This window comes from Pseudomonas sp. LB3P58, assembly GCF_054897895.1.
In genome coordinates, this window is sequence record NZ_JBUBVE010000001.1 from 806,267 (window position 1) to 829,590 (window position 23,324).

The following is a 23,324-nucleotide window of genomic DNA, read 5'->3' on the forward strand; positions in this document are numbered from 1 at the left end:
CTCTATGTTCAACCGCTTCCTCTGCAAAACCCTCGCCTTCCTGCTGCTGGCCGGTGCCACGCTGTCGGCCCACGCCGATTGGTATCTGGATGGCGAGTCCTCGCGGCTGTCGTTCATCAGCACCAAAAACACCAACATTTCCGAAGTGCAACGCTTTCTGGTGCTGCACGGCAAGGTCGATCCCAAAGGCCTGGCCGAGGTGGAAGTCGAGCTGGACTCGGTCAACAGTGGCATTCCGTTGCGCGATGAACGCATGCGCAAGGACCTGTTTGAAATCCAGACCTTCCCCGAAGCGCTGATCACCGCGCAGATCGATCTGCGGCCGATCAACGATCTGGCGCCCGGCGCGCAACTTGAATTGCGCCTGCCGCTGACCGTCAACCTCCATGGCAAACAACACGAATACAACGCCGAACTGCTGGCGACTCGTCTCGATGACCGGCGCTTCCAGGTGGTGACCCTCGAGCCGTTGGTGATCAACGCGGCGGATTTCGACCTGGCCCCCGGTCTGGAAAGTTTGCGCAAGGTCGCCGGTTTGTCGGCCATCAGCTTGTCAGTGCCGGTGAGTGCGGTACTGATTTTCACGGCGCGCTGACATGGCCGGCGCGATTTTTCCCTGGCGTGAAGGCAACCGTTTTGAACTGCTGATCGACGGGCCACAGTTCTTCCCGCGCATGTTGGTGGCGATTGCCCGCGCCGAAGAGCAGGTCGAACTGGAGCTTTACCTGGTGGAGGCGGGTGCCTGTGCCGAGGCGATGGTTCAGGCGTTGGTCCAGGCTGCCGAACGTGGCGTGCGCGTGCGCTGCCTGTTCGATGATTACGGCAGCCTCGCGTTCACCCTGACTTTGCGCCAGCGTTTGATGGCAGCGGGTGTGGAGCTGCGTTTCTACAATCGCCTGAGCTGGCGGCGCTGGTTGGGCAACTTCTACCGCGATCACCGCAAGCTGTTGCTGGTCGATCAGAGCATGGCCGTGGTGGGCGGCACCGGGGTGACCGATGAGTTCTGGACGCCGGGCGAAGACACCAGCGAATGGCACGAAGTGATGGTGGAAATCACCGGTCCCTTGGTCATCGACTGGCAATTGCTGTTCGACCGCCAATGGATCGCCAACCGCCATCGGCGTGCCTGGAAACCCGCTTCGCATTTTGGCTTGCCGCGTCTGCCACGCGTGCCGTCCATGGGCGAGGGCATGGGCCGGGTCGCCTATGCTGACGCCCGTCAGCACCGGGACATCCTGCAATCGTTGGTTCGCGCGTTGAACAGCGGCCAGCGACGGATCTGGCTGGCCACGCCGTATTTCCTGCCGACCTGGAAAGTCCGCCGCTCACTGCGCCGGGCTGCCGCCCGCGGTGTCGATGTGCGCCTGCTGCTGACCGGGCCGCGCACCGATCACCCGTCGGTGCGCTACGCGGGGCATCGCTACTACCCGCGATTGCTCAAGGCCGGGGTGACGATCTTCGAATACCAGCCGTGTTTCCTGCACCTGAAAATGGTCTTGATCGACGACTGGGTGAGCATCGGTTCGTGCAATTTCGATCACTGGAATTTGCGCTTCAACCTGGAAGCCAACCTTGAGGCGCTGGACCCGGGGCTGACGCGTGCGGTGGCGGCGAGTTTCGAGAGGGACTTTGCGCAGAGCCAGGAAGTCAGCCTGGAGGCATGGCAACGCCGGCCGCTGTGGCGGCGAGTGAAGCAAAGGATTTGGGGATGGGTGGATCGGCTGGTGGTGAATCTGCTGGATCGACGCGGATAGGGGTAGAGCAAGATCAAAAGATCGCAGCCTGCGGCAGCTCCTACAAGGTGTACACCATCCCAATGTAGGAGCTGCCGCAGGCTGCGATCTTTTGCTTTTCAGCGGTATTAAAGCAATTCGAAGCTCTGCTGCGTCACGTCCTGTGAATCCAGGCCGATCTCCACATTGAACTTGCCCGGTTCTGCCGCGTACTTGAGCTGTGTATTGAAGAACTTCAGGTCATCCTCGGTGATGGTGAAGCGCACGACTTTCTGTTCGCCGGCCTTCAGCGTGATTTTCTGGAAGTTCTTCAGTTCCTTGATCGGGCGGATCATCGAGCCGGTCACGTCCTGGATGTACAACTGCACCACGGTTTCGCCGTCACGCTTGCCGGTGTTTTTCACCATGACGCTGGCGTCGAGCTTGCCGGTTTTGTTCAGTGTGGTCGACGACAACGCCATGTCGCTCAGGCTGAAATCGGTGTAGCTCAGACCGAAGCCGAACGGAAACAGCGGACCTGTGGTGTCATCGAAATACTGCGAGGTGTAGTTGCCCGGTTTGCCCGGCGTGAACGGCCGGCCAATGCTCAGGTGGTTGTAGTAGGTCGGAATCTGGCCTACCGAACGCGGGAAGGTGATCGGCAATTTGCCCGACGGGTTGTAGTCGCCGAACAGTACGTCGGCGATGGCGTTGCCGCCTTCGGTGCCGCTGAACCAGGTTTCCAGAATCGCGTCAGCCTGATCCTTCTCTTCGAGAATCGACAGCGGACGGCCGTTCATCAACACCAGCACCAGCGGTTTGCCGGTGGCCTTCAGGGCCTTGATCAAATCGCGCTGGTTGGCCGGGATGTTCAGGTCGGTGCGGCTCGACGATTCGTGGGACATGCCACGGGATTCGCCCACCGCTGCCACCACCACATCGGCATCCTTGGCGGCTTTCACGGCTTCGTCGATCAGCACTTGGGCCGAACGCGGATCGTCCACCACTTCCGGTGCGTCGAAATTGAGGAAGTTCAGGTAATCCAGGACCTTCTTGTCACTGGTGATGTTGGCGCCACGGGCGTAGATCAGCGTCGATTGCGCGCCCAGTGCAGTGGTCATGCCGTCGAACAGGGTCACCGATTGCGCGGGTTTACCCGCAGCGGCCCAGCTGCCCATCATGTCGATCGGTGCCTTGGCCAGTGGACCAACCAGGGCGATTTTCGCGGTTTTCTTCAACGGCAGGGTTTCGCCCTGGTTCTTCAGCAACACCATGCTGCGACGCGCGACATCACGGGCCTCGGTGCGGTGCAGGCGGTTTTCGGCATAAGTGTCGACCGGGTCATCCTCAGCCTTGCCGATGCGCAGGTACGGGTCCTTGAACAGGCCCATGTCGTACTTGGCGGCGAGCACTTCACGCACGGCGTTGTCGATGTCGCTTTGCTGGATCTCACCCGCCTTCAACAGCCCCGGCAGCTCTTTGCCGTAGAGGGTGTCGTTCATGCTCATGTCGATGCCGGCCTTGATCGCCAGCTTCGCGGCTTCGCGACCGTCACGGGCGACGCCGTGTTTGATCAGCTCGAAAATCGCCCCGTGGTCGCTGACGGCCAGGCCTTTGAAGCCCCATTGCTTGCGCAACAGGTCGTTCATCAGCCAGGTGTTGGCGGTGGCCGGCACGCCGTTGATCGAGTTCAGCGCGACCATCACCCCACCAGCACCGGCGTCGATAGCCGCACGGTACGGTGGCAGGTAGTCCTGGAACATCTTGACCGGGCTCATGTCGACGACGTTGTAGTCGCGACCGCCCTCGACCGCGCCGTACAGGGCAAAGTGCTTGACGCTGGCCATGATGCTGTCGGCTGCGTTCGCGCCCGTGCCCTGGAAGGCTTTGACCATCACGCCGGCGATGCGCGACACCAGGTACGTGTCTTCACCGAAGCCTTCGGAAGTCCGGCCCCAACGCGGATCGCGGGAGATGTCGACCATCGGTGCGAAGGTGATGTCGAGGCTGTCCGCCGCAGCTTCCTTGGCGGCGATGCGCCCGGACAGGCCGATGGCGTCCATGTCCCAGCTTGAGGCCAGGGCTATCGGAATCGGGAAAATGGTGCGGTGGCCGTGGATCACGTCATAGGCGAAGAACATTGGGATCTTCAGCCGGCTGCGCATGGCCGCGTCCTGCATCGGACGGTTTTCCGGGCGGGTGATCGAGTTGAACGTGCCACCGATGTTGCCGGCGGCGATTTCCTTGCGGATCAGCTCCCGAGGCATTTCCGGGCCGATGCTGATCAGGCGCAACTGGCCGATCTTTTCATCGAGGGTCATCTGCTTCATCAGGTTGCTGATGAAAGCGTCCTTGTTTTCCAGAGGTGCGGGCGTCGTGGCGGCCAATACGTTATGACTGGCCAGGCTGACGAACAGGCCCAGCAAACACAGCTTCTTCATGAATAGTTTTCTCAAAAGCCTAAACGGCAGTGAATACGCGCCGGTCAGCCAAAATTTAGGGAGCGACTATTGTTGTTCAGGTAAATGCAGCACACTTCTGCGTGTTTTCGCGCTGGGGCATCTTTTAGCCCATTGGCTCGATGCAATCCAGTGGTGGCCGCAGATTATGCCCCAAGAGCCGGGTTCAAAGTTCGTAGGTTGTTTTTCAACGGAATGTGCAAGGGAGCGTCAACCAGATGAATGTACGACACCACTATCGGTCGAGCCTGCAGGTTGCAGCCTTGATGTTGCTGACCACGCTGCTGGCCGGCTGCGGCATCAACACGATCCCGACCCTCGACGAACAGGCCAAGGCCGCCTGGGGCCAGGTGCAGAACCAGTACCAGCGCCGCGCCGACCTGATTCCCAACCTGGTGGAAACCGTCAAGGGCTATGCCAAGCACGAAGAAGAAACCCTGACCGCCGTGATTGAAGCCCGGGCCAAGGCTACTTCGATCCAGGTCGATGCCAGGACCCTGGATAACCCGGAAAAACTCAAACAGTTTCAGCAGGCCCAGGATCAGTTGACCGGCGCCTTGAGCCGTTTGATGGTGGTGTCCGAGCGTTACCCGGACCTCAAGGCCAACCAGAACTTCCTGGCGTTGCAATCGCAACTTGAAGGCACCGAGAACCGCATTGCCGTGGCGCGTCGTGACTTCATCCTCGCCGTGCAGAAATACAACACGGAAATCCGTACCTTCCCCGGTCGCCTGTGGCACAGCGTGATGTACAGCGATTTGCCAATCCGCGAAACTTTCGAGGCCACCAGCCCCGATGCGGAAAAAGCGCCTCAAGTGAAGTTCCAGTAAGCGCCGCAAGGGGCTTGAAGCATCACCAAGGATGAGGTTGCCAATGCGTGTGTTGAAAGTTGGCCTGGTGCTGTTGCTCTGGGTGTTTGCCCTGACGGCGCAGGCTGCGTTGAAGTTTCCGGAACTGACCGGGCGGGTGGTCGATAACGCCCAGATGATCGAACCTGCGGTGCGTGAGCAACTGACGCAACAGCTTCAGGCCCATGAAAAAGCCACCGGCGAGCAGCTGGTGGTGGTCACGTTGCCGGATTTGCAGGGCACCGACATTGCGGACTTCGGTTATCAACTGGGGCGCTACTGGGGCATCGGCCAGAAGGACAAGAACACTGGCGCCCTGCTGATCGTTGCGCGTGACGATCGCAAGCTGCGGATTGAAGTCGGTTATGGCCTGGAAGATCGGCTGACCGATGCGCAGAGCTCGGTGATCATTAATCAGGTGATCACCCCGGCGTTCAAGACCGGTAACTTCAGCAAGGGCATCAGCGACGGGGTCGCGGCGATGCTCGTGGTATTGGGCGGCAATCCGCTGGATGAACCGTCCACGGTGTATGACTCCGGCGGCAATCAGGAAAGTGACTTCGTCTCACGGCATCCGGGGATCTTCGTGTTTCTGGTGATGCTGTTCATCCTGACGATGTTTGTCTGCCAGATGCTCGGGATCCTTCCCAGCGGCGGCGGTGGCCGAGGCGGTTCGAGCGGCGGGTTCGGCGGTGGAGGTTTTGGTGGTGGCGGTGGAGGCGGGGGCTTCAGCGGCGGCGGGGGCAGTTTCGGGGGAGGCGGTTCCTCGGGCGGCTGGTGATCACACAACAATAGCGAGTGGGCATTCTTAAACATGGCATTACTGACCGAACACGAACAACGCAAAGTCGCCGAGGCGATTGCCCGGGTCGAGCGCGACACCGACGCCGAACTGGTGACCGTGCTCGCGGCCCGCGCCGACGACTACGCGTACATCCCGCTGCTCTGGGCCAGTCTGCTGGCGCTGGTGGTGCCGGGTGTCGTGCATTACCTGACCGGCTGGCTGACCATGCACAGCTTGTTGCTGGTGCAATGGATCACGTTCATCGTGCTGTGCCTGGTGTTCCGGATTCCGAAAATCACCACGCACCTGATTCCGCGCTCGGTGCGTCATTGGCGCGCTTCAAACCTGGCGCGCCGGCAGTTTCTGGAGCAAAACCTCCACCACACGGTGGGCAGCACCGGGATGCTGATTTTCGTCTGCGAGGCTGAACGCTATGTGGAAATTCTGGTGGATGAAGGGATTTCGAAACGGTTGGACAACAAGAACTGGGATGGAATTGTTGCGGCGTTCACTCAGCAGGTGAAGCAGGGGCAGACGTTGCAGGGGTTTGTGACGTGTGTGGAGGCGTGTGGCGAGTTGCTCAAGGTGCATGTGCCGGTGACGCATGTGAGGAATGAGTTGCCGAATCGGTTGGTGGTTCTAGGCTGATCTCAGCAGCGACACATCCCTTGTAGCAGCTGGCGAAGCCTGCGTTCGGCTGCGTAGCAGTCGTGAATTCAGGCGCTGCGGTTATTCAGGCAAACCATGCATACCGGTTTTACGACGGCTGCGCCGCCGAACGCAGGCTTCGCCAGCTGCTACGGATCGCACCGTTCGGGAAATTACCCGTGCCCTCACTCCCTATCCCCCCTAAAATACCCGCCATTCCCTGATCCGCACCGTCCGAGGCCGTTTTTCCCATGTCTGTCACCGCCACTCCCGCCAGCCTCGCGCCGGATCACCATGCCCAGTTCATCGACTTGCTGCAGTCCAGCCTTGACCAGAACGCCTTCATCAAACTGGTGTTGGCCAAGTACGTCGGCACTGAAGTGGACTTGCAGCGGTTGATCATCAAGCAGCTGACGGTCAAGGATCAGCCCTGCCTGTCCTTCGTTTACCGCTACAAGACGCGCGACATCACCAAGAATTTGCCGATTGCCGAGGGCGTAGCGACCATCGCCGCACTCTTGCCGGCATCGTTCAAAAATGCGCATTTGCTGTCGTTGACGGATGAAGCTCAGCTGGAATACAGCAAAAAGGGCAAGTCTTCGCTGTTCAAGAGCAAACCTCAGCAATTGCGTGAAGTGCCATCCGCCGAGCACAACCGCGAGAAGAACCGCTTCCTCGACCTGAGCCGGCCGTTCCTCGCCGACCTCGGCGTGACCAACAAGCAGCACGAGCTGATCCCGGCGATGTCGCGCAAGTGGAAGCAGATCAACAAGTTCATCGAAGTCTTCAGCCATGCGCTGACCACCTCACCACTGGCGCTGGACAAGCCGGTTCAGGTGGCAGACTTCGGTTCGGGCAAGGGTTACCTGACGTTCGCGATCCACGACTATCTGCGCAACACCTTGAAAGCCGAAGGCGTTGTGACCGGCGTCGAGTTGCGCGAAGAGATGGTGGATTTGTGCAACGCCGCAGCCACAAAGCTCGAGCATCCGGGGCTGGTGTTCAAGTGCGGTGATGTGCGCAGCGTGGCGCCGAGCGAGCTGGACGTGATGATCGCGCTGCATGCCTGCGACATCGCCACCGACTATGCGATTCACACCGGCATTCGTTCCGGCGCCTCGATCATCATGTGCTCGCCGTGCTGCCACAAGCAGATCCGCCTGCAAATCCAGAGCCCGGCGCTGCTCAAGCCGATGCTGCAATACGGTCTGCATTTGGGCCAGCAAGCGGAAATGGTCACCGACAGTTTGCGCGCGTTGTTCCTGGAAGCCTGTGGTTATGAGACCAAGGTGTTCGAGTTCATCTCACTGGACCACACCAACAAGAACAAGATGATCCTGGCGGTCAAACGTGCCGAGCCGGTTGATCCGGCTCAGTTGTTGGTGAAGATTCAGGAGCTGAAGGATTTTTACCACATCAGCGAACATTGCCTCGAAACCCTGCTGCGGGCCGATGGGCTGCTGGTTGCTAAGGCTTGACCTGAATCCCTGCCGGTAGCGTGCCCGGTTGCGCCGGGCGCACGGCCGTCTTGCGTCCCAACATCACGGTCACGATCACCCCGGCGGCAAACAGCCAGGTGATCGGCTCGATGTGTTCGCCGAAGAACAGCGCCGAAAAAGCGATGGTAAAGAAGATCTGCAACAGCTGGATCTGACTGACCCGGGCGATGCCGCCCATCGCCAGCCCGGCGTACCAGGCGAAGAAACCGATGAACTGCGAAAACAGCGAGACGTAACCGAAGGCCCACCAGGTCTTGGTCGAAATCTCGCCCTGATGTTGCAGCGCCAGGTACACCACCGGCCCGATCAGCAACGGCGTCGACAGCACCAACGCCCAGCAGATCACCTGCCAACCGCCCATCTCCTTGGCCAATCGGCCGCCCTCGGCGTACCCCAAACCTCCCACGGCAATCGCCCCGAGCATCAGCAAATCACCGGCCTGAATGCTGCCGGCCCCGCTGATCAGCGCATAACCCAGCACCAGCGCGCTGCCCAGCGCGGCGCAGGCCCAGAAGGCTTTCGACGGTCGTTCGTGGGACAACCACGCGGCGTACAGCGCCACGCACAACGGCTGTAAGCCGTTGACCAGTGCTCCGTGAGACGCCGGCAAGGTTTGCATGGCCCAGGCGGACAACACCGGGAAGCCGAGGATCACCCCGGCAATCACCAGGGTCAGGCCTTTGACCTGTTTCCAGGTCGGCCACTTTTCCCGGCGCCACAGCAACAACATCGCCGCCGGAACCGCCGCGAACAGCGCACGGCCCAGGCCGTTGAGCAGCGGATGGAGTTCCTGCACGACGATCCGTGTGAAGGGCAGGGTGAGGCTGAAGATCACAACGCCGAGCAGGCCGAGGGCCATGCCGGTGTTTTCGCGCGAGGACATGATGGCAACCAGAATCGTGGGTGGCGGGAAGACCTTCATCTAGCCATAAACCGCAGGAATCGCTCTGTTACAGCTAGGCGTAGAGTTATCCGTACAGTTTGAGGACGCCATCGCGAGCAAGCTCGCTCCCACAGGGGAATGCATTCCAATGTGGGAGCGGGCTTGCTCCGGGCGGCGATCCGACGAAGAACGATAACGCCGTAGTAGCTGGTTATTACCCGACCCCGCAGATAAGGACTACTTTGAATACTCCTGCAGGCCCACGTATTTCCCAGAGGAGTCATCCCCATGGCGGCTAAAAAAATTCTGATGCTGGTCGGCGATTACGTCGAAGACTACGAAGTGATGGTGCCGTTTCAGGCGCTGCTGATGGTCGGCCACACGGTGCACGCCGTTTGCCCGGACAAAACCGCCGGTCAGACCGTGCGCACGGCCATCCATGACTTCGAAGGCGACCAGACCTACAGCGAAAAACCCGGTCACCTGTTTGCCCTGAACTTCGACTTCGCCAAGGTCAAGTCCGAGGACTATGACGCCCTGCTGGTGCCGGGCGGTCGTGCGCCGGAGTACCTGCGCCTGAACGAAAAAGTCCTGGAACTGGTGCGCGCGTTCGACAAGGCCGGCAAACCGATCGCCGCGGTGTGTCACGGTGCACAATTGTTGGCGGCTGCGGGGATTCTCGAAGGTCGCGAGTGCAGCGCCTACCCGGCCTGTGCCCCGGAAGTGCGCCTGGCGGGCGGTACGTTCATCGATATCCCGGTGACGGAAGGCCACGTACAAGGCAATCTGGCCACTGCGCCAGCCTGGCCGGCGCACCCGAGCTGGCTCGCCGGTTTCCTCGGGTTGCTGGGCACCAAAATCACGCTGTAACGAGGGACCTTTCCATGTGCGAGCTCTACGTCAAAGCCGATCCGATTCTCTACGAATCGCGCTCCCGCTCGCTGCGCATCTGCGGGGTGGTCACCACCCTGCGGCTGGAAAATCAGTTCTGGGACATCCTCAGCGAAATCGCCGAGGTCGACGGCATGACCACCAACCAGTTGATCGCCAAGCTGTATGAAGAGGTGATGGACTACCGCGGCGAGGTGGTGAATTTCGCCTCGTTTTTGCGGGTCAGTTGTACGCGGTACCTGAGTCAGCGACGGGTGCAGGCGCCGGAGTTATCGGTGGTGCGTGCGGTGGTGAAGTAGGACAGGTTGGTCTTTACTCTGAAGCGCGAAACCTCTCAATTGCCAAGGAGTAAGAGCATGTCTGGATGGTATGAAGTGAGCAAAAGCAGCAATGGTCAGTTCAAATTTGTACTGAAGGCCGCTAACGCGGAAACCATTCTGACCAGCGAGCTGTACACCACCCGCGCTGCCGCTGAGAAAGGCATCGTGTCGGTTCAGAGCAACAGCCCGAAGGATGAACGCTACGAGAAGAAAACCACCAAGGATGGCCATCCTTACTTCAACCTCAAGGCCGGTAACCACGAGATCATCGGTAGCAGCGAGGCTTACACCTCCACTGCCGCGCTGGAGAAAGGCATCGCCAGCGTGAAGGTCAACGGGCCGACCACGGTGATCAAGGACAAAACCTTGCCGCTGCTCTAAAACCACCATTCAAGTCCAATACAAATCCCCTGTGGGAGCGAGCTTGCTCGCGATGGCGGTCTGACGGTCAACATCTCTGTTGAATGTTATGACCTCATCGCGAGCAAGCTCGCTCCCACATTGGTTTTGTGTGTGCCGGAAGATCAGCGCAATGCTTTCAACAATTCCTGCAACTGTCTGGAACCCGCCTCGCCGAGTGGAAACACCGGCAACCGCGGATCGCCCACTTCCAGCCCGGTGGCGCGCAAGCCGGCCTTGATCGTTGCCGGTAAGCCACCCTTCAGTATGAAATCCAACAGCGGCAACTGGCGATAGAACAGTTCACGTGCCTTGCTCAGGTCGTTGGCCAATACCGCTTCATACAAATCAAGATTGAGCTGCGGGATCAGGTTCGGTGCCGCCGTGCACCAGCCTTTCGCGCCAGCCGCAAAGGCTTCCAGCGCCAATGGATTACAGCCGTTATAGAACGGCACCTGACCTTCGCCCAGCCGTTGCAGCTGGTGCATGCGCTGGATGTCGCCGGTGCTTTCCTTGACCATCGTCACGTTGTCCACGGCATTGAAAATCCGCAGGATCAGTTCCACCGACATGTCGGTGCCGCTGGTGGCCGGGTTGTTGTAGAGCATGATCGGTACGCCGATGTTCTCGCCGATGGCGCGGTAGTGGGCGAGGATTTCCGCTTCGCTGAGTTTCCAGTAGGACGTCGGCAGCACCATCACCACGTCGGCGCCGTGGGCTTCGGCGAAACGTGCGCGGCGCACCGCTTTGGCCGTGGTCAGGTCGGACACGCTGACGATGGTCGGCACGCGTTTGGCCACGTGCTTGATGCTGAACTCGCTGACCTGATCCCACTCCGCGTCGCTCAGGTAAGCGCCTTCGCCGGTGCTGCCCAGCGGTGCGATAGAGTGGACGCCGCCGTCGATCAGGCGGTCGATGGAACGCCCGAGCGCGTCGAGATCAACGCCTTCGCCGTTGGCGGTGAACGGGGTGATGGTGTAGCCGATGATGCCGTGAATGGTTGGGGTCGACATGGCGACTCTCCTCTTGAAAATAAGTGGTTTCAGTTCAGGCAATCGGCGTGTTGACGCAGGTTCTGCCGAGCGTAGTAGTTGAACGCGGCGCCATGGCGTTTGGGTTTCGAAATCCAGTCATGGGCTTCGCGGCCCAGCTCTGGCAGGATCGGCTTGATGGTCCCGGCGCTCATGGCCAGCAATTGCAGCTTGGCCGCTCGTTCAATCAGTTGCGCAATGACACAGGCCTCTTCGATGGTCGCGCCTGTGGACAATTGGCCGTGGTGCGAAAGCAGAATCGCCCTTTTGTCGCCCAGGGCGGCGGCAATCAGTTCACCTTCCTCGTTGCCCACCGGCACGCCCGGCCAGCCTTCGAGAAACGCGCAATCGTCGTAGAGCGGGCAGAGGTCCATGTGGGAAATCTGCAGCGGCACTTCGAGCATCGACAGCGCGGCAACGTGGGTCGGGTGCGTGTGAATGATGCAGTTCACGTCTGGCCGCGCGCGGTACACCCAGCTGTGGAAACGGTTGGCCGGGTTGGGCATGCCGTGGCCTTCAAGCACGTCCAGGTCTTCGTTGACCAGCAGCAGATTGCTGGCGGTGATTTCGTCGAAACCCAGGCCCAGTTGCTGGGTGTAGTAGGTGCCTGGTTGCGGCCCGCGGGCGGTAATCTGCCCGGCCAGGCCAGCGTCGTGGCCGTTCTCGAACAGAATCCGGCAGGTCAGCGCCAGCTTTTGCCGGTCGGTCCACGTATTATCCGCCAGGGTATTTTGCATCTGGGTCAGCGCTTGCTTGACCAGTTGCTCTTTGGGTAGTGCTAAGGTCTTGGCCATATCGGTGTCCTTTGGGTGGTTCAATGGACGTCGGATTTGCCGTTCACTCGTTGCTCGCAAGGTCATGGGTGAATGCAAATGACACAAGTGATGCTATATGACACTTTGTGTCATTAGCAAGGAACAATCGTTGCTCCCTTGATGGATTAATCGCTCTACATGTCTATCCGTTTGAAATTACTGAGAAAAAAACTCGGCGTGACGCTGGAGGCCTTGGCCGAAAAGTCCGGCATGACCAAGAGCTATCTGTCGAAAGTCGAACGCGGGTTGAACAACCCGTCGATTGCTGCCGCGTTGAAACTGGCCAAGGCACTGAACGTGAAGGTCGAGGAGTTGTTCTCCGAAGACAATGTCAGCCTCGACAGTTACAGCCTTGTACGCAGCGATGAGCGCCAGTCACTGGCGGCCAACGATGACAGCCCGGGTTACGCGGTGCTGGCCCATCAGGTCAGCGAACGCAGCCTGTTGCCGTTCATGATTTACCCGCCGACCGAGTTTGCCGACAAGACCTTCAAGGAGCATTTGGGGGAGGAGTTTCTGTTCGTTCACGAGGGGCAGGTGGAAGTGGACTTCATGAACGAGCGGGTGCTGCTCAAACGTGGGGATGCGCTGCACTTCAATGCGCAGAAACCGCACCGGATACGGTCAGTGGGCGAGGTTCAGGCGCAGTTGTTGGTAGTGGTGCATAGCGCCGAGGAATGAGTCGCCAGTTAAAAGATCGCAGCCTTCGGCAGCTCCTACGCCGATCTCTGTAGGAGCTGCCGAAGGCTGCGATCTTTTGATCTTGATTTAAAGCTCGACCGGAACCGTCAGCTTCGGGCTGCCGAGCGCATGCGTCTTCGAATCAAAAAACCGCAACTCACTCCCGGTCCCTTCAAACACCTTCGCGTAATGCCGCTTCTGGTGCTGAATGAACGCCTTGCTGCGCGGATAAATCGAGATCGCCACCACCTGCGGTTTCGCCTGGCGCAAGGCGTGGATGATGTGGCTGTCCTGCTCACCCAGGGCATGACCAAACAGGCACAGCCCGTCGCCATGGCCAAGTAACTGGTCGTAGCAGAACGACAGATAGTCCGAACTGCGAATGGTTTTGAGCTTGTCCTGCGCCGGACCTTCATTGACGAACAGCGGCACGTCGTCGAGGGTCTTGATCGTGTTGTTGATCGCGAAACTGCCGAGCAACGTGCCCTCGGTCGATATCAGTTTGCGCGCCGTGCCGTCCTGATTCCGCACCAGATGCAGCCCGCCATGCAGGTAAAGCAGCCGGGTTTTATCGGTCGCCGTGGCGCTTAGATCAAAGCTTGATTCTGCCCCCTGAAACAGGTCGCTGATCGCATCAGGCTGGTGCTGAGTCGCCCAGTAGTTGAGCAAGTCGTAGTTGGTGGTGAACACGGTCCGGTAGCGGCCCAGTTCCTGATTGATCGTCGCCAGTGTTGAAGGCACCACCAGCCGCCACGGGATGTGCACCGCGTGCACGGTGTTGATCAGCGCTTCCTTGATTGCGTAGTAACGATTGCGCGGTGCGGCGGAACTCACGGCCAAGGCCTTGTTGACCCGGCTGGTGGTTTTCAGCGCGCTGAGCACCTGCTCGAAGCTGCGCGTCTGCAGGGCGTCGAACACGCTCAGCTCGGACTGGCTCAAGGGTTTTTCTTCGACGGTACGGGCGTTTTCGAACAGTGAGTCGTAGCCGAAGTCGTCCCACACGGCACGGCTGGCGCCGTTGCCCACCAGCAGGCCGCTGAACGAGGCGGTGGCGCGCAAGGCGTTCCAGTCTTCAAGTTGGGCATCAACATCCTGGAAATCGGTCATTGCGGTCAAAGTCTCAAAGCAAAAGGTCTGGTGGGCGGCGACTTTATCACGACCAAGACTTGAGCCAGATCAAGTTACTTCATGACCGATAGGTCGATCCTGTGGGTCCCCGCTGGATCGGCGGTGCCGATTTGGCTTCAGCCAGGAGACTCGCTCATGAGCAGCACGTTTTTCATCCCCTCCGTGAACATCATGGGCATCGGTTGCCTCGACGAAGCCATGGACGCCATTAGCAAGTACGGTTTTCGCAAGGCGCTGATCGTCACCGACGCCGGGCTGGCCAAGGCGGGTGTCGCGAAGATGATTGCCGAGAAGCTGGCAATGAAGGACATCGAATCGGTGATTTTCGACGGCGCCAAGCCTAACCCGAGCATCGCCAACGTCGAGAGCGGTCTGGGTCTGCTGAAGGAGACCCGCTGTGACTTCGTGGTGTCCCTGGGCGGCGGTTCGCCCCATGACTGCGCCAAAGGCATCGCGTTATGCGCAACCAACGGTGGGCAGATTCGCGATTACGAAGGCGTCGATCAATCCACCCAACCGCAACTGCCGCTGATCGCCATCAACACCACCGCCGGCACCGCCAGCGAGATGACCCGTTTCTGCATCATCACCGACGAATCCCGTCACGTGAAAATGGCCATTGTCGATCGCAACGTCACGCCGCTGCTGTCGGTCAACGACCCGGCGTTGATGGTCGCCATGCCCAAGGGCCTGACGGCTGCCACGGGTATGGACGCACTGACCCACGCCATCGAAGCCTACGTTTCCACGGCGGCCAATCCGATCACCGATGCCTGCGCACTGAAGGCGATCACGTTGATCAGCAACAACCTTCGCCTGGTCGTCCGCGATGGCAGTGACATGGCCGCGCGGGAAAACATGGCCTACGCGCAGTTCCTCGCCGGCATGGCGTTCAACAACGCATCGCTGGGTTATGTCCACGCCATGGCTCACCAGTTGGGCGGGTTCTACGACTTGCCGCATGGTGTGTGCAACGCGGTCCTGCTGCCTCACGTACAAAGCTTTAATGCGCTGGTTTGCGCCGATCGCCTCACCGATGTCGCCCTTGCGATGGGCGCCGATGTTCACGGTTTCACCCCGGAAGCGGGCGCCCAGGCGGCCATCGTGGCGATCCGCAGCCTGTCTAAAGACGTGGAAATTCCCGCCGGTTTGCGTGAGCTCGGCGCCAAGCTCAACGACATCCCGATCCTCGCCACCAATGCCTTGAAAGACGCGTGTGGCCTGACCAATCCTCGCGTGGCGGATCAGCGCCAGATCGAGGAGATTTTCCGCAGCGCCTTCTAGGCCGTTTTGCGACCGGGCGCGAGCATGACGCAAAGCATCGCGCCCAACGCCAGCAAGGTACACAACAGAGAAAGCGGCCATGCTTGCGGGCTCGCGATCAAACTGGCGATCCCGCCAATAACGGCGGCCATCAGTTGATGAATGAAACCGCTCAACGCCATCGCATACGCACCGCCGACCGGCGAACCGTCATTGGCCAGGGACAGGCTGACCGGATAAGTCAAAGACTGACCGAACACCGCAACGCAATAGGGCAACCAGAACAGCAGCGCCACTGAAGTACCCGCCAGACTCCCCAGCAACATCACCGCGCTGCCGGCCAGCACCAGCCCTACGCCCGCCGTCATCAACCCGCGTTGACCGGTGCGAAGTACAAAGCCATTGACCGCCAAAGCCCCCAGAAAATAGGCCGCGCTGATCGGCCAGCCCAACAACCCGTATTCCACGGCCGACCAGTTGAACGGTCCTTGCAGAATCAGCGGCGCTGCGGTGTTGAACGCCACAATCACCCCGTACCCAAGGCCGCCGGTGAGGGCCGGCAACAGAAAGGCTCGATGACGCAAAATGCGCCAGTAACTCGGCCAGGCGGATGACGGGGCATTCTCCTCGGTCAGCATCGGGAACCTGACCCGGGCCACGACCAGCCCCATCATCAGACTCACACCCCCCAACAGGTAGAAAATCGCTGGCCAGTCCAGCGCCACCTGGATGATGGATCCCAGGTATTGGCCGATCCCCAGCGCCACCACAAAGGAAATCGAAATCCAGGACAACGCCTTGGCCAGCAGATCGCCGCGGAAACTGTCGCGGATCAGCACCCGGGCCATGACCGAAATACCGCTGGCGCCAATGCCCTGAACCAGTCGAAACGCCAGGAACGATTCAAGCGTCTGGCTCAGGGGCAGGGCCAGATTGCCCAACCCGTAGATACCCAGCGCGGCGAGCAGCACCGGTTTGCGGCCGATGCGCTGGCCCAGGCTGCCCCAGAACAACATCGGCAACGCCATGCCGATCAGATACACCGCCAGCCCCCAGGACACCTGCGAGGCGTCGGCGGACAGATCCCGGGCCATGTCCGGCAGCGCCGGCAGGTAAATGCTCATGCCCAATTGGGCGAGGAAAACCGTGCAGCAGGTGACGAGGAGGGTGGTGCTGCTCTTCATTGAATCTTCCCTGATTTCAGTTCAACAGCCGATGTCCCGGCCTTGAGTGCGTAAAAGCTCGGTAATGAGTTCACAAAAGTGTCGGATCAGCGTCGGTTCCATGTCGGCGCGCAGGGTGATTCTGATGGCGGCCTTGCCCTGTGCGACCACCGGGAAAAACACGGCCGAGGTGAAGAAGCCGTGATTGGCCAGTTCCATGGCGATGTTGTTGGCCAGCGCTGCTTCGCCGCAGTTGACCAGTCGAATGGCCATGTTGCTGTTGTGTTGATCGGTGCGGATGAGGCTGTCGAACAGCTGGATATTACCCTGAAGTTTTTCCTGCAACGCGGCAAATTCCGGCGTGCGATGAAGCAGGATGGACGCTCTGCCCGCGCCAATGGCTGCACTGTTCAGGCTTTGCGACCAATTGCTGGGGCCGCCGTAACGGGCAATGAGCCTCTTCTGCCGTTCATTGCCCAGCATCACCAGACCACCGCTGGCGCCAAACGACTTGGCCAGCGAGGCGACGATCAGGCAGTCATCCCCCAGGGTGTGCAACCTGGGGCGCACGAGGCCAGCGCCGAATGTTCCGACGGCGGACAGCGCGTGGGAATCGTCCAGATAGAGAAACAACCCATAGCGGTCCTTGAGATACAAAAGACTGTCCAGGTCTGCGACCCCGCCCATGCTGTAGGCACCGTCGGCGACATACGCGACGGAGCGGTGTTGCTGGCACTGCTTCTCGAGAAAATCCATGTCGTTATGAGGACAGGTCACGACCGTGGTTTCATCGGCGCAGGCGGCTTTGAGGTGATTCATCGAGTAGTGCGCCAACCGGTCGAAGACCATCACGGGAGGGCGGTTTTCCGTGAACACGCCGCTGGCCAGCAACGGCAGGATTCCGGCACTCGCCGCACTGCACGACAAGGTGCTCAGGCAGCTGGCGCCGAACAACTCGGACAGTTCGGTTTCGTACTGTTCCAGAATTGCCAGCTTGCAGCGGTTCTTTGAGTTGGCGACGCGCAGGGTGCCGGTTTCCCACAGGGTATTCATGGCGCCGTCGAGAATGTCGGGATGGTGATCCAGGCCCAGGTACGACGTCGTGCAGAAATGATGAAACGCGCGCCCGTGCTGATCGAGCATCCGGTTGGCACTTTTGATTTCGACGTTAAGCCCCGAAATTTTCCCGGCTTCAGCGCTCTCCCAATCGTGATCGGCCAACGCGATGACTTTGCGGTAGTTGGTGTAGCGGTTTGCCGCGAGTGCTGTCTGGTCCATTTGAAGATGACTTTCCTTGAGTGAAACGATCCATGGGGTTGTTGCAGTTCGTGTGTGTTTCCAGACTTTACAGAGCGCGGCGGAGGCTTTGAATCGGCTGTTTCCGGTACGGCTGAGTGTTACAAGAGATTTATGTGTAGGGCGATGCCTCGTGATGTTGTGGGCAATTTGCTTTGCCGAGTCACGTAGAAACCGGGCTATCCTGCCGACTCAGTCGAACAGAAGTCATCGAGCCCTCCATGCTGCACAAAAGCCTGATCCGCCGCCTCGACCTGATCACTCTCCAACTGTTTGTCGCCGTTCATGAGGAGGGCACGCTGACCCGTGCCGCCGCGCGTGAAGCCATCGCCGTGTCGGCGGCCAGCAAGCGGCTGATGGAGTTGGAAGAAGCGCTGGGCATCAGTTTGTTCGTACGCCAGGCCAAGGGCATGACCCTGACGCCGGCCGGTGAAACCTTGTTGCACCATGCCCGGCAGATGCTGTTCAACGTTGAGAAAATGGGGCTCGAACTGGGCGAGCACAGCCACGGTATCCGCGGCTATGTGCGGATGCTCGCCAACCTGTCGGCGATCATTCAGTTTCTGCCCGAAGACCTGCGAGACTTTTCCGAACGTCATCCTCAGGTCAAGACCGACCTCGAAGAACGCCCCAGCAGCGGGGTGATTCAGGGTGTGCTGGATGGTGTGGCAGACCTTGGGATCTGCTCCAGTGACAGCGACGTCAAAGGTCTGCACAGCGTGCTTTATCGGCAGGACAAACTGATGGTGTTGATGCTGCCCGATCATCCGCTGGCGAGTCGTTCCAGCCTGGCCTTCGCCGATACGCTGGACAGCGATTACGTCGGTCTGCATTCCGCCAGTTCGATCAACATGCGTACCCACGCGGCCGCGCGCCAGGCCGGCAAAGTGCTGCGTCTACGGATTCATGTACCGGGTTTCGACGCCATGTGCCGGATGGTCCAGGCCAATATGGGCATCGGCATCCTGCCGCAAAAGGCCTATGAGCTATTTGGTCGGGCGCTGGGCTTGCACGCGGTGCCGTTGACGGATGACTGGTCGGATCGCGCGTTGGTTCTGGTGGTGCGCGATGAAGCGGCGCTGTCGCCGGTGAGCCGGATGTTGTTCGAGCAGTTGCGTGGGGTGGTCTGAGCGTTCGCGTTTCGCGAACGCTCGTTGCCAACTGAAGGTTGGATTCCAGCCCCCGTGGTCCTCTAGCCTTGGCTCATATTCCAAGAACAACATGAGGTACCCCGCGATGACTGCCCCCTTGAGTGCAATCAAAGTGATCGAGATCGGCACGCTGATCGCCGCGCCGTTCGCCGCACGCATGCTCGCCGAGTTCGGCGCCGACGTGATCAAGATCGAAGCCATGGGTCAGGGCGACCCGCTGCGCAAATGGCGCAAGCTGCACGAAGGCACGTCGCTGTGGTGGTACTTGCAATCGCGAAACAAGAAGTCCCTGGCGCTGAATCTGAAATCCCCCGAAGGCATTGAACTGGTCAAGCAACTGGCGACCAGCGCCGACGTGCTGATCGAAAACCTGCGTCCTGGCGCCCTGGAGAAACTCGGTTTGGGCTGGGACGTGTTGCACGCCCTCAACCCTAACCTGACGCTGGTGCGTATATCCGGTTATGGCCAGACCGGCCCGTACCGCGATCGTCCTGGGTTCGGTGCGATCGGAGAGGCCATGGGCGGGATCCGCTACACCACTGGCACCCCCGGTTCACCCCCGGCTCGGGTGGGCGTTAGCCTCGGCGATTCCCTGGCTTCGCTGCACGCGGTGATCGGTGCCTTGATGTCGCTGCTGCGGGTCAAGACCGGGCAGGGTGGTGGGCAAGTCGTCGATGTGTCGCTGGCTGAAAGTGTGTTCAACGTCATGGAAAGCCTGGTGCCGGAATACGACATGCTCGGCCATGTTCGTGAGCGCAGCGGCGGGGCGTTGCCGGGCATTGCGCCGTCCAACACTTACCTGACGGCCGATGGCGCCTACGTGGTGATCGCCGGTAACAGCGACCCGATCTACAAGCGCTTGATGGACGTCATCGGTCGCCGTGATCTGGCCGATGCGCCAGAGTTTGCCCATAACGACGGGCGTGCCACCAAGAGCAACGTGCTCGATGCGGCGATCACTCACTGGACCAGCAGCCTGCCGATCGACGAGGTGTTGTCGGCGCTGGAAGCCGCCGAAGTCCCGGCCGGGCGGATCTATTCAGTCGCCGACATCGTCGCTGATCCGCACTATCAGGCGCGGGACATGCTGCTCAACGCCGACCTGCCCGGCGGCGCCACGGTGAAGATGCCCGGCATTGTGCCGAAAATGTCCGAGACGCCCGGTGGCGTTAACTGGTCCGGACCTACGTTGGGCCAGCACACCGACGACATCCTCGCGGGGCTGGGCCTTACGGGTTCGGACATCGAACGGCTGAAAGCTCAAGGGGTGGTGCAATGATCACTGATTTTTCCGAGGCCCTGATTGTTCAGGAAGTCTCCCCCCGCGACGGCTTGCAGATCGAGCCGACCTGGGTCGAAACCGTCGACAAGATTGCCTTGATCGATCAGCTGTCGCTGGCCGGCTTCAGCCGCATCGAAGCAGGCTCGTTCGTTTCGCCCAAGGCGATTCCGGCGCTGCGCGATGGTGAGCTGGTGTTCAAGGGCATCGTCCGGCAACCGGGGGTGATTTACGTCGCGTTGATCCCCAACCTGAAAGGCGCGCAACGGGCGCTGGCGACGAGGGCCGACGAGTTGAATCTGGTGATGTCCGCCAGCCAGACCCACAACCTGGCCAACATGCGCATGCGTTGCGAAGCCTCATTGGCCGCGTTCGGCGAGATTGTGCAATACGTTCGCGGGACGACGGTGCGACTCAACGCCAGCATCGCCACCACCTTCGGCTGCCCGTTTGAAGGCAAGATCGATGAGGATCGCGTACTGCAAATCGTCGAGGCTTATCAAGAGCTCGGGATCCAGGGCATCACCCTGGCCGACACCACCGGCATGGCCAATCCGCGGCAGGTTGATCGTCTGGTGCGGCGGGTCTTGCAGCGGGTTTCGCCGGCTGATTTGACCCTGCATTTCCACAACACTCGCGGGCTCGGACTGTGCAACGTGCTCGCCGCCTACGAGGCCGGTGCCCAACGCTTCGACGCGGCACTGGGCGGGCTCGGCGGTTGCCCGTTCGCGCCGGGCGCCTCGGGCAATATTTGCACCGAAGATTTGGTCAACCTGTGCGATGAAATCGGCATTCACACCGGCATCGATCTGCCGCTGTTGCTGCAACTGTCGCGAGGATTGCCCGCGCTGCTGGGCCACGAAGTGCCCGGTCAGTTGGCCAAGGCCGGACGCAATTGCGATCTGCATCCAAGCCCTTCCTGACCACACCGAATCCCCTGTGGGAGCGGGCTTGCTCGCGAATGCGGACTGACATTCAGCATTGATGTCGACTGATACACCGCCTTCGCGAGCAAGCCCGCTCCCACAGTAAAAGCATTCATCCCCGAGCCTCTCAACCAGACAACAAAAACAATCGGACACCTACGGGCAGTCTGCCTGGAGAACCATCATGAGCCTTAATGTACTGGAGGCGGGCGCGAGCCCGTCCGTTAGCCACGACGAAGAAAAAGCCCTGGTCAGCAAAGTCGCCTGGCGCCTGATGCCGTTGATCATGGTCTGCTACCTGTTCGCGTTTTTCGACCGCATCAACATAAGCTTCGCCAAGTTCCAGCTGCAGACCGACCTGAGCCTGAGCGACACCGCTTACGGCCTCGGCGCCGGGTTGTTCGTGGTCGGTTACGTGATCTTCGAAGTGCCGAGCAACATGATGCTGTACAAGGTCGGCGCCCGCCGCTGGATCGCCCGGATCATGATGTCCTGGGGCCTCGCCACCGCCGCCATGGTCTTCGTCAATAGCGAATGGCAGTTCTACGCGCTGCGCTTTGTGATTGGTGCGATGGAGGCCGGTTTTGCGCCGGGAGTCCTGTATTACCTGACGCTGTGGTTCCCGCAGCACTATCGCGGGCGCATCACGTCGATGCTGTTTCTGTCGTCGGCGTTTGCCGGTCTGGTCGGCGCACCGTTCTCCGGGCTGGTGTTGCAACACCTCGACGGCTTTATGGATATGCGCGGCTGGCACTGGCTATTTCTGCTGGGCGGCGTGCCTTGCATCGGCCTCGGCTTGCTGGTGCTGACCTTGCTCAAGGACCGCATCGAAGACGCCCATTGGCTGACGCCGTCAGAGAAAACGCTGCTGGCCAGCCGTATCGCTCACCATGAACCGCACAAGAGCGGCGGCTCGTTGCTCGCCGCGCTGCGGATTCCGGGTTTCCTGACCCTCGGGCTGATCTACTTCCTGATTCAGGTGGCGTCCTACGGCTTGAACTTCTGGGCCCCGCAACTGATCCGCAGCGCTGGCACCGAAAGCCCGGTGATGATTGGTTTGCTGACCGCCATCCCTTACATCTGCGGCGCGATCAGCATGGTGGTGATCGGACGGTTGTCCGACTCGACCGGTGAGCGACGCAAGTTTGTCGCAGGTTTAGTGGCGGTGGGCGCGGTAGGGTTCTTCTGTGCAGGGATCTTCGCTAACCACACGACCTTCCTGATTGTCGCGCTGGGCTTGCTCGGTGCCGGGATCATCGCGTCCATCCCGAGCTTCTGGACCCTGCCGCCCAAACTGCTGGCCGGTGCTGGCGCAGGGGCTGCGGGCGGGATCGCAGTGATCAACACCCTCGGCCAGTTCGGCGGCATTGTCAGCCCGGTGATGGTGGGGCGGATCAAAGACCTGACCGGCAGCACCACGCCGGCACTGTATGTCATCGGCGTCGCTGCGCTGATCGCCGTTGCGCTGCTGATGTGGGGATTGCCGCAGAAGCTGCGCACGCTCGACAAGTTTTAAAAGATCGCCGGCTACCCCAGCCCTTACATGGACCACGCATCCCTGTAGGAGCTGGCGCAGCCTGCGATCTTTTGATCTTCAAGACGTCGCAATGATCGCCTTTGCCGGCGAAGTACCGAACTGAATCAACACCACTCCAGCCATCAATAAAATCGCCCCAAACACCCGCGGCAACGTCATCTGCCGCTCCACCAACCCAAACCACCCGAAGTGATCCAGCACCAGCGAAGCAACCACCTGTCCCGCCAGCGCCAAAGCAATAAACCCCGATGCCCCAAGTTTGGGCAGCAACATCAGCGCCAGCGAAATAAAGCACACCCCAAACGCGCCACCGGTCCACATCCACAGCGGCGCCTTGCTGATGAACGCCAGCGACGGCAACGGCAGGCGCAGCGCCAACATAACCGGCAACAACACCACAATACTCACCAACAACGACGCGAGGGTCGCCCACAACGGATGGCCCAAACCGCGCCCGAGGTTGGCGTTGATCGCGCTTTGAAAAGGCACCACCGCCCCGGCTATCACGGCCAGCAGCAACAGCCCTGCCCAATGCAACGTACTCATGATGAATCTCCAACAGGTTTTGCTGGACTCTAGAGTATTCGTCGCGCAGATTTAAATTCAAAATA

23 protein-coding genes are annotated in these 23,324 nt (G+C 60.2%); 15 read left to right on the plus strand and 8 right to left on the minus strand.

The window, feature by feature from the left end:
• Nucleotides 1-4: 4 nt before the first annotated feature.
• Together ACYZTZ_RS03710 and ACYZTZ_RS03715 are read left to right on the plus strand one after the other, a co-directional pair.
• The gene (locus ACYZTZ_RS03710) at nucleotides 5-595 is read left to right on the plus strand and encodes a YceI family protein (RefSeq protein ID WP_461997248.1); all 591 of its coding nucleotides are present in this window, start codon (nucleotides 5-7) and stop codon (nucleotides 593-595) included.
• A 1-nt stretch (nucleotide 596) separates the two neighbouring features.
• Nucleotides 597-1,754 (plus strand): phospholipase D-like domain-containing protein, encoded by a 1,158-nt coding sequence (locus ACYZTZ_RS03715; protein WP_461997249.1) that lies wholly within the window; start codon nucleotides 597-599, stop codon nucleotides 1,752-1,754.
• A gap of 107 nt (nucleotides 1,755-1,861) precedes the next feature.
• Here the strand turns inward: ACYZTZ_RS03715 and bglX are convergent, their stop codons facing one another.
• Nucleotides 1,862-4,153: a beta-glucosidase BglX gene (gene bglX, locus ACYZTZ_RS03720; protein WP_461997250.1), complete on the minus strand. Its 2,292-nt coding sequence runs from the start codon at nucleotides 4,151-4,153 to the stop codon at nucleotides 1,862-1,864.
• Nucleotides 4,154-4,389: 236 nt separating this feature from the next.
• Between bglX and ACYZTZ_RS03725 the strand changes: the two genes are divergently transcribed.
• The 4 genes from ACYZTZ_RS03725 (at nucleotide 4,390) to ACYZTZ_RS03740 (ending at nucleotide 7,929) form a co-directional block, all read left to right on the plus strand.
• Nucleotides 4,390-5,001, plus strand: coding sequence for a LemA family protein (locus tag ACYZTZ_RS03725; protein ID WP_046055770.1), 612 nt, complete (start codon nucleotides 4,390-4,392; stop codon nucleotides 4,999-5,001).
• Between the two features lie 43 nt (nucleotides 5,002-5,044).
• Nucleotides 5,045-5,800: a TPM domain-containing protein gene (locus tag ACYZTZ_RS03730; RefSeq protein ID WP_150654923.1), complete on the plus strand. Its 756-nt coding sequence runs from the start codon at nucleotides 5,045-5,047 to the stop codon at nucleotides 5,798-5,800.
• Nucleotides 5,801-5,833: 33 nt separating this feature from the next.
• The gene (locus ACYZTZ_RS03735) at nucleotides 5,834-6,451 is read left to right on the plus strand and encodes a TPM domain-containing protein (protein WP_008152943.1); all 618 of its coding nucleotides are present in this window, start codon (nucleotides 5,834-5,836) and stop codon (nucleotides 6,449-6,451) included.
• A gap of 251 nt (nucleotides 6,452-6,702) precedes the next feature.
• On the plus strand, nucleotides 6,703-7,929 hold the full coding sequence (locus tag ACYZTZ_RS03740) for a class I SAM-dependent methyltransferase (RefSeq protein ID WP_461997251.1): 1,227 nt from the start codon (nucleotides 6,703-6,705) through the stop codon (nucleotides 7,927-7,929).
• Here ACYZTZ_RS03740 and ACYZTZ_RS03745 read toward each other — a convergent pair.
• Nucleotides 7,919-8,833: a DMT family transporter gene (locus ACYZTZ_RS03745; RefSeq protein ID WP_461997252.1), complete on the minus strand. Its 915-nt coding sequence runs from the start codon at nucleotides 8,831-8,833 to the stop codon at nucleotides 7,919-7,921. The genes ACYZTZ_RS03740 and ACYZTZ_RS03745 overlap by 11 nt on opposite strands.
• A 288-nt stretch (nucleotides 8,834-9,121) precedes the next feature.
• On the opposite strand from ACYZTZ_RS03745, the gene ACYZTZ_RS03750 reads away from it, so the two are divergent.
• From ACYZTZ_RS03750 to ACYZTZ_RS03760, 3 genes are read left to right on the plus strand one after another with little or no spacing between them, the layout of a single operon-like run.
• Entirely contained in the window at nucleotides 9,122-9,703 is a 582-nt protein-coding gene (locus ACYZTZ_RS03750) for a DJ-1/PfpI family protein (protein ID WP_008152949.1), read from the plus strand.
• Between the two features lie 14 nt (nucleotides 9,704-9,717).
• A complete protein-coding gene (locus ACYZTZ_RS03755) occupies nucleotides 9,718-10,023 on the plus strand; it encodes a ribbon-helix-helix domain-containing protein (RefSeq protein WP_008025707.1) in 306 nt (101 codons plus the stop codon).
• Nucleotides 10,024-10,080: 57 nt separating this feature from the next.
• A complete protein-coding gene (locus tag ACYZTZ_RS03760) occupies nucleotides 10,081-10,425 on the plus strand; it encodes a YegP family protein (RefSeq protein WP_461997253.1) in 345 nt (114 codons plus the stop codon).
• Between the two features lie 143 nt (nucleotides 10,426-10,568).
• On the opposite strand, the gene ACYZTZ_RS03765 is transcribed toward ACYZTZ_RS03760, so the two are convergent.
• Nucleotides 10,569-11,456 carry a dihydrodipicolinate synthase family protein gene (locus tag ACYZTZ_RS03765; RefSeq protein ID WP_461997254.1) on the minus strand — a complete coding sequence of 296 codons (888 nt, stop codon included), beginning with the start codon at nucleotides 11,454-11,456 and terminating at the stop codon, nucleotides 10,569-10,571.
• A 29-nt stretch (nucleotides 11,457-11,485) separates the two neighbouring features.
• Entirely contained in the window at nucleotides 11,486-12,268 is a 783-nt protein-coding gene (locus tag ACYZTZ_RS03770; RefSeq protein WP_461997255.1) for an aldolase, read from the minus strand.
• 159 nt (nucleotides 12,269-12,427) lie between these two features.
• Here ACYZTZ_RS03770 and ACYZTZ_RS03775 point away from each other — a divergent pair, with 159 nt between their 5' ends.
• Entirely contained in the window at nucleotides 12,428-12,970 is a 543-nt protein-coding gene (locus ACYZTZ_RS03775; RefSeq protein WP_461997256.1) for a helix-turn-helix domain-containing protein, read from the plus strand.
• Between the two features lie 87 nt (nucleotides 12,971-13,057).
• Here ACYZTZ_RS03775 and ACYZTZ_RS03780 read toward each other — a convergent pair whose 3' ends face one another.
• Nucleotides 13,058-14,077 (minus strand): DUF4917 family protein, encoded by a 1,020-nt coding sequence (locus tag ACYZTZ_RS03780; RefSeq protein ID WP_461997257.1) that lies wholly within the window; start codon nucleotides 14,075-14,077, stop codon nucleotides 13,058-13,060.
• Nucleotides 14,078-14,233: 156 nt separating this feature from the next.
• Here ACYZTZ_RS03780 and yiaY point away from each other — a divergent pair, with 156 nt between their 5' ends.
• On the plus strand, nucleotides 14,234-15,382 hold the full coding sequence (gene yiaY / locus ACYZTZ_RS03785; protein ID WP_461997258.1) for an L-threonine dehydrogenase: 1,149 nt from the start codon (nucleotides 14,234-14,236) through the stop codon (nucleotides 15,380-15,382).
• On the opposite strand, the gene ACYZTZ_RS03790 is transcribed toward yiaY, so the two are convergent.
• On the minus strand, nucleotides 15,379-16,545 hold the full coding sequence (locus tag ACYZTZ_RS03790; RefSeq protein ID WP_461997259.1) for an MFS transporter: 1,167 nt from the start codon (nucleotides 16,543-16,545) through the stop codon (nucleotides 15,379-15,381). The two genes, yiaY and ACYZTZ_RS03790, sit on opposite strands and share 4 nt — an antisense overlap.
• 21 nt (nucleotides 16,546-16,566) lie before the next feature.
• Complete coding sequence (locus tag ACYZTZ_RS03795) at nucleotides 16,567-17,802, minus strand: aminotransferase class I/II-fold pyridoxal phosphate-dependent enzyme (RefSeq protein ID WP_461997260.1); 1,236 nt, start codon at nucleotides 17,800-17,802, stop codon at nucleotides 16,567-16,569.
• Nucleotides 17,803-18,041: 239 nt separating this feature from the next.
• Here ACYZTZ_RS03795 and ACYZTZ_RS03800 point away from each other — a divergent pair, with 239 nt between their 5' ends.
• From ACYZTZ_RS03800 to ACYZTZ_RS03815, 4 genes are all read left to right on the plus strand, one after another.
• A complete protein-coding gene (locus tag ACYZTZ_RS03800) occupies nucleotides 18,042-18,950 on the plus strand; it encodes a LysR family transcriptional regulator (RefSeq protein WP_461997261.1) in 909 nt (302 codons plus the stop codon).
• A gap of 106 nt (nucleotides 18,951-19,056) precedes the next feature.
• Complete coding sequence (locus ACYZTZ_RS03805; protein WP_461997262.1) at nucleotides 19,057-20,250, plus strand: CaiB/BaiF CoA transferase family protein; 1,194 nt, start codon at nucleotides 19,057-19,059, stop codon at nucleotides 20,248-20,250.
• Complete coding sequence (locus tag ACYZTZ_RS03810; RefSeq protein ID WP_461997263.1) at nucleotides 20,247-21,173, plus strand: hydroxymethylglutaryl-CoA lyase; 927 nt, start codon at nucleotides 20,247-20,249, stop codon at nucleotides 21,171-21,173. Before ACYZTZ_RS03805 ends, ACYZTZ_RS03810 begins: the two co-directional genes overlap by 4 nt.
• 187 nt (nucleotides 21,174-21,360) lie before the next feature.
• On the plus strand, nucleotides 21,361-22,692 hold the full coding sequence (locus ACYZTZ_RS03815) for an MFS transporter (protein ID WP_461997264.1): 1,332 nt from the start codon (nucleotides 21,361-21,363) through the stop codon (nucleotides 22,690-22,692).
• 78 nt (nucleotides 22,693-22,770) lie between these two features.
• Here ACYZTZ_RS03815 and ACYZTZ_RS03820 read toward each other — a convergent pair whose 3' ends face one another.
• Complete coding sequence (locus ACYZTZ_RS03820; RefSeq protein ID WP_461997265.1) at nucleotides 22,771-23,259, minus strand: DMT family transporter; 489 nt, start codon at nucleotides 23,257-23,259, stop codon at nucleotides 22,771-22,773.
• Nucleotides 23,260-23,324: the final 65 nt, after the last annotated feature.

Bases quoted from the DNA above. Each gene is read 5' to 3' on its own strand.
- ACYZTZ_RS03710 (WP_461997248.1), top strand. From the start codon at position 5: ATGTTCAACCGCTTCCTCTGCAAAACCCTCGCCTTCCTGCTGCTGGCC.
- ACYZTZ_RS03715 (WP_461997249.1), top strand. From the start codon at position 597: ATGGCCGGCGCGATTTTTCCCTGGCGTGAAGGCAACCGTTTTGAACTG.
- bglX (WP_461997250.1), bottom strand. From the start codon at position 4,153: ATGAAGAAGCTGTGTTTGCTGGGCCTGTTCGTCAGCCTGGCCAGTCAT.
- ACYZTZ_RS03725 (WP_046055770.1), top strand. From the start codon at position 4,390: ATGAATGTACGACACCACTATCGGTCGAGCCTGCAGGTTGCAGCCTTG.
- ACYZTZ_RS03730 (WP_150654923.1), top strand. From the start codon at position 5,045: ATGCGTGTGTTGAAAGTTGGCCTGGTGCTGTTGCTCTGGGTGTTTGCC.
- ACYZTZ_RS03735 (WP_008152943.1), top strand. From the start codon at position 5,834: ATGGCATTACTGACCGAACACGAACAACGCAAAGTCGCCGAGGCGATT.
- ACYZTZ_RS03740 (WP_461997251.1), top strand. From the start codon at position 6,703: ATGTCTGTCACCGCCACTCCCGCCAGCCTCGCGCCGGATCACCATGCC.
- ACYZTZ_RS03745 (WP_461997252.1), bottom strand. From the start codon at position 8,833: ATGTCCTCGCGCGAAAACACCGGCATGGCCCTCGGCCTGCTCGGCGTT.
- ACYZTZ_RS03750 (WP_008152949.1), top strand. From the start codon at position 9,122: ATGGCGGCTAAAAAAATTCTGATGCTGGTCGGCGATTACGTCGAAGAC.
- ACYZTZ_RS03755 (WP_008025707.1), top strand. From the start codon at position 9,718: ATGTGCGAGCTCTACGTCAAAGCCGATCCGATTCTCTACGAATCGCGC.
- ACYZTZ_RS03760 (WP_461997253.1), top strand. From the start codon at position 10,081: ATGTCTGGATGGTATGAAGTGAGCAAAAGCAGCAATGGTCAGTTCAAA.
- ACYZTZ_RS03765 (WP_461997254.1), bottom strand. From the start codon at position 11,456: ATGTCGACCCCAACCATTCACGGCATCATCGGCTACACCATCACCCCG.
- ACYZTZ_RS03770 (WP_461997255.1), bottom strand. From the start codon at position 12,268: ATGGCCAAGACCTTAGCACTACCCAAAGAGCAACTGGTCAAGCAAGCG.
- ACYZTZ_RS03775 (WP_461997256.1), top strand. From the start codon at position 12,428: ATGTCTATCCGTTTGAAATTACTGAGAAAAAAACTCGGCGTGACGCTG.
- ACYZTZ_RS03780 (WP_461997257.1), bottom strand. From the start codon at position 14,077: ATGACCGATTTCCAGGATGTTGATGCCCAACTTGAAGACTGGAACGCC.
- yiaY (WP_461997258.1), top strand. From the start codon at position 14,234: ATGAGCAGCACGTTTTTCATCCCCTCCGTGAACATCATGGGCATCGGT.
- ACYZTZ_RS03790 (WP_461997259.1), bottom strand. From the start codon at position 16,545: ATGAAGAGCAGCACCACCCTCCTCGTCACCTGCTGCACGGTTTTCCTC.
- ACYZTZ_RS03795 (WP_461997260.1), bottom strand. From the start codon at position 17,802: ATGGACCAGACAGCACTCGCGGCAAACCGCTACACCAACTACCGCAAA.
- ACYZTZ_RS03800 (WP_461997261.1), top strand. From the start codon at position 18,042: ATGCTGCACAAAAGCCTGATCCGCCGCCTCGACCTGATCACTCTCCAA.
- ACYZTZ_RS03805 (WP_461997262.1), top strand. From the start codon at position 19,057: ATGACTGCCCCCTTGAGTGCAATCAAAGTGATCGAGATCGGCACGCTG.
- ACYZTZ_RS03810 (WP_461997263.1), top strand. From the start codon at position 20,247: ATGATCACTGATTTTTCCGAGGCCCTGATTGTTCAGGAAGTCTCCCCC.
- ACYZTZ_RS03815 (WP_461997264.1), top strand. From the start codon at position 21,361: ATGAGCCTTAATGTACTGGAGGCGGGCGCGAGCCCGTCCGTTAGCCAC.
- ACYZTZ_RS03820 (WP_461997265.1), bottom strand. From the start codon at position 23,259: ATGAGTACGTTGCATTGGGCAGGGCTGTTGCTGCTGGCCGTGATAGCC.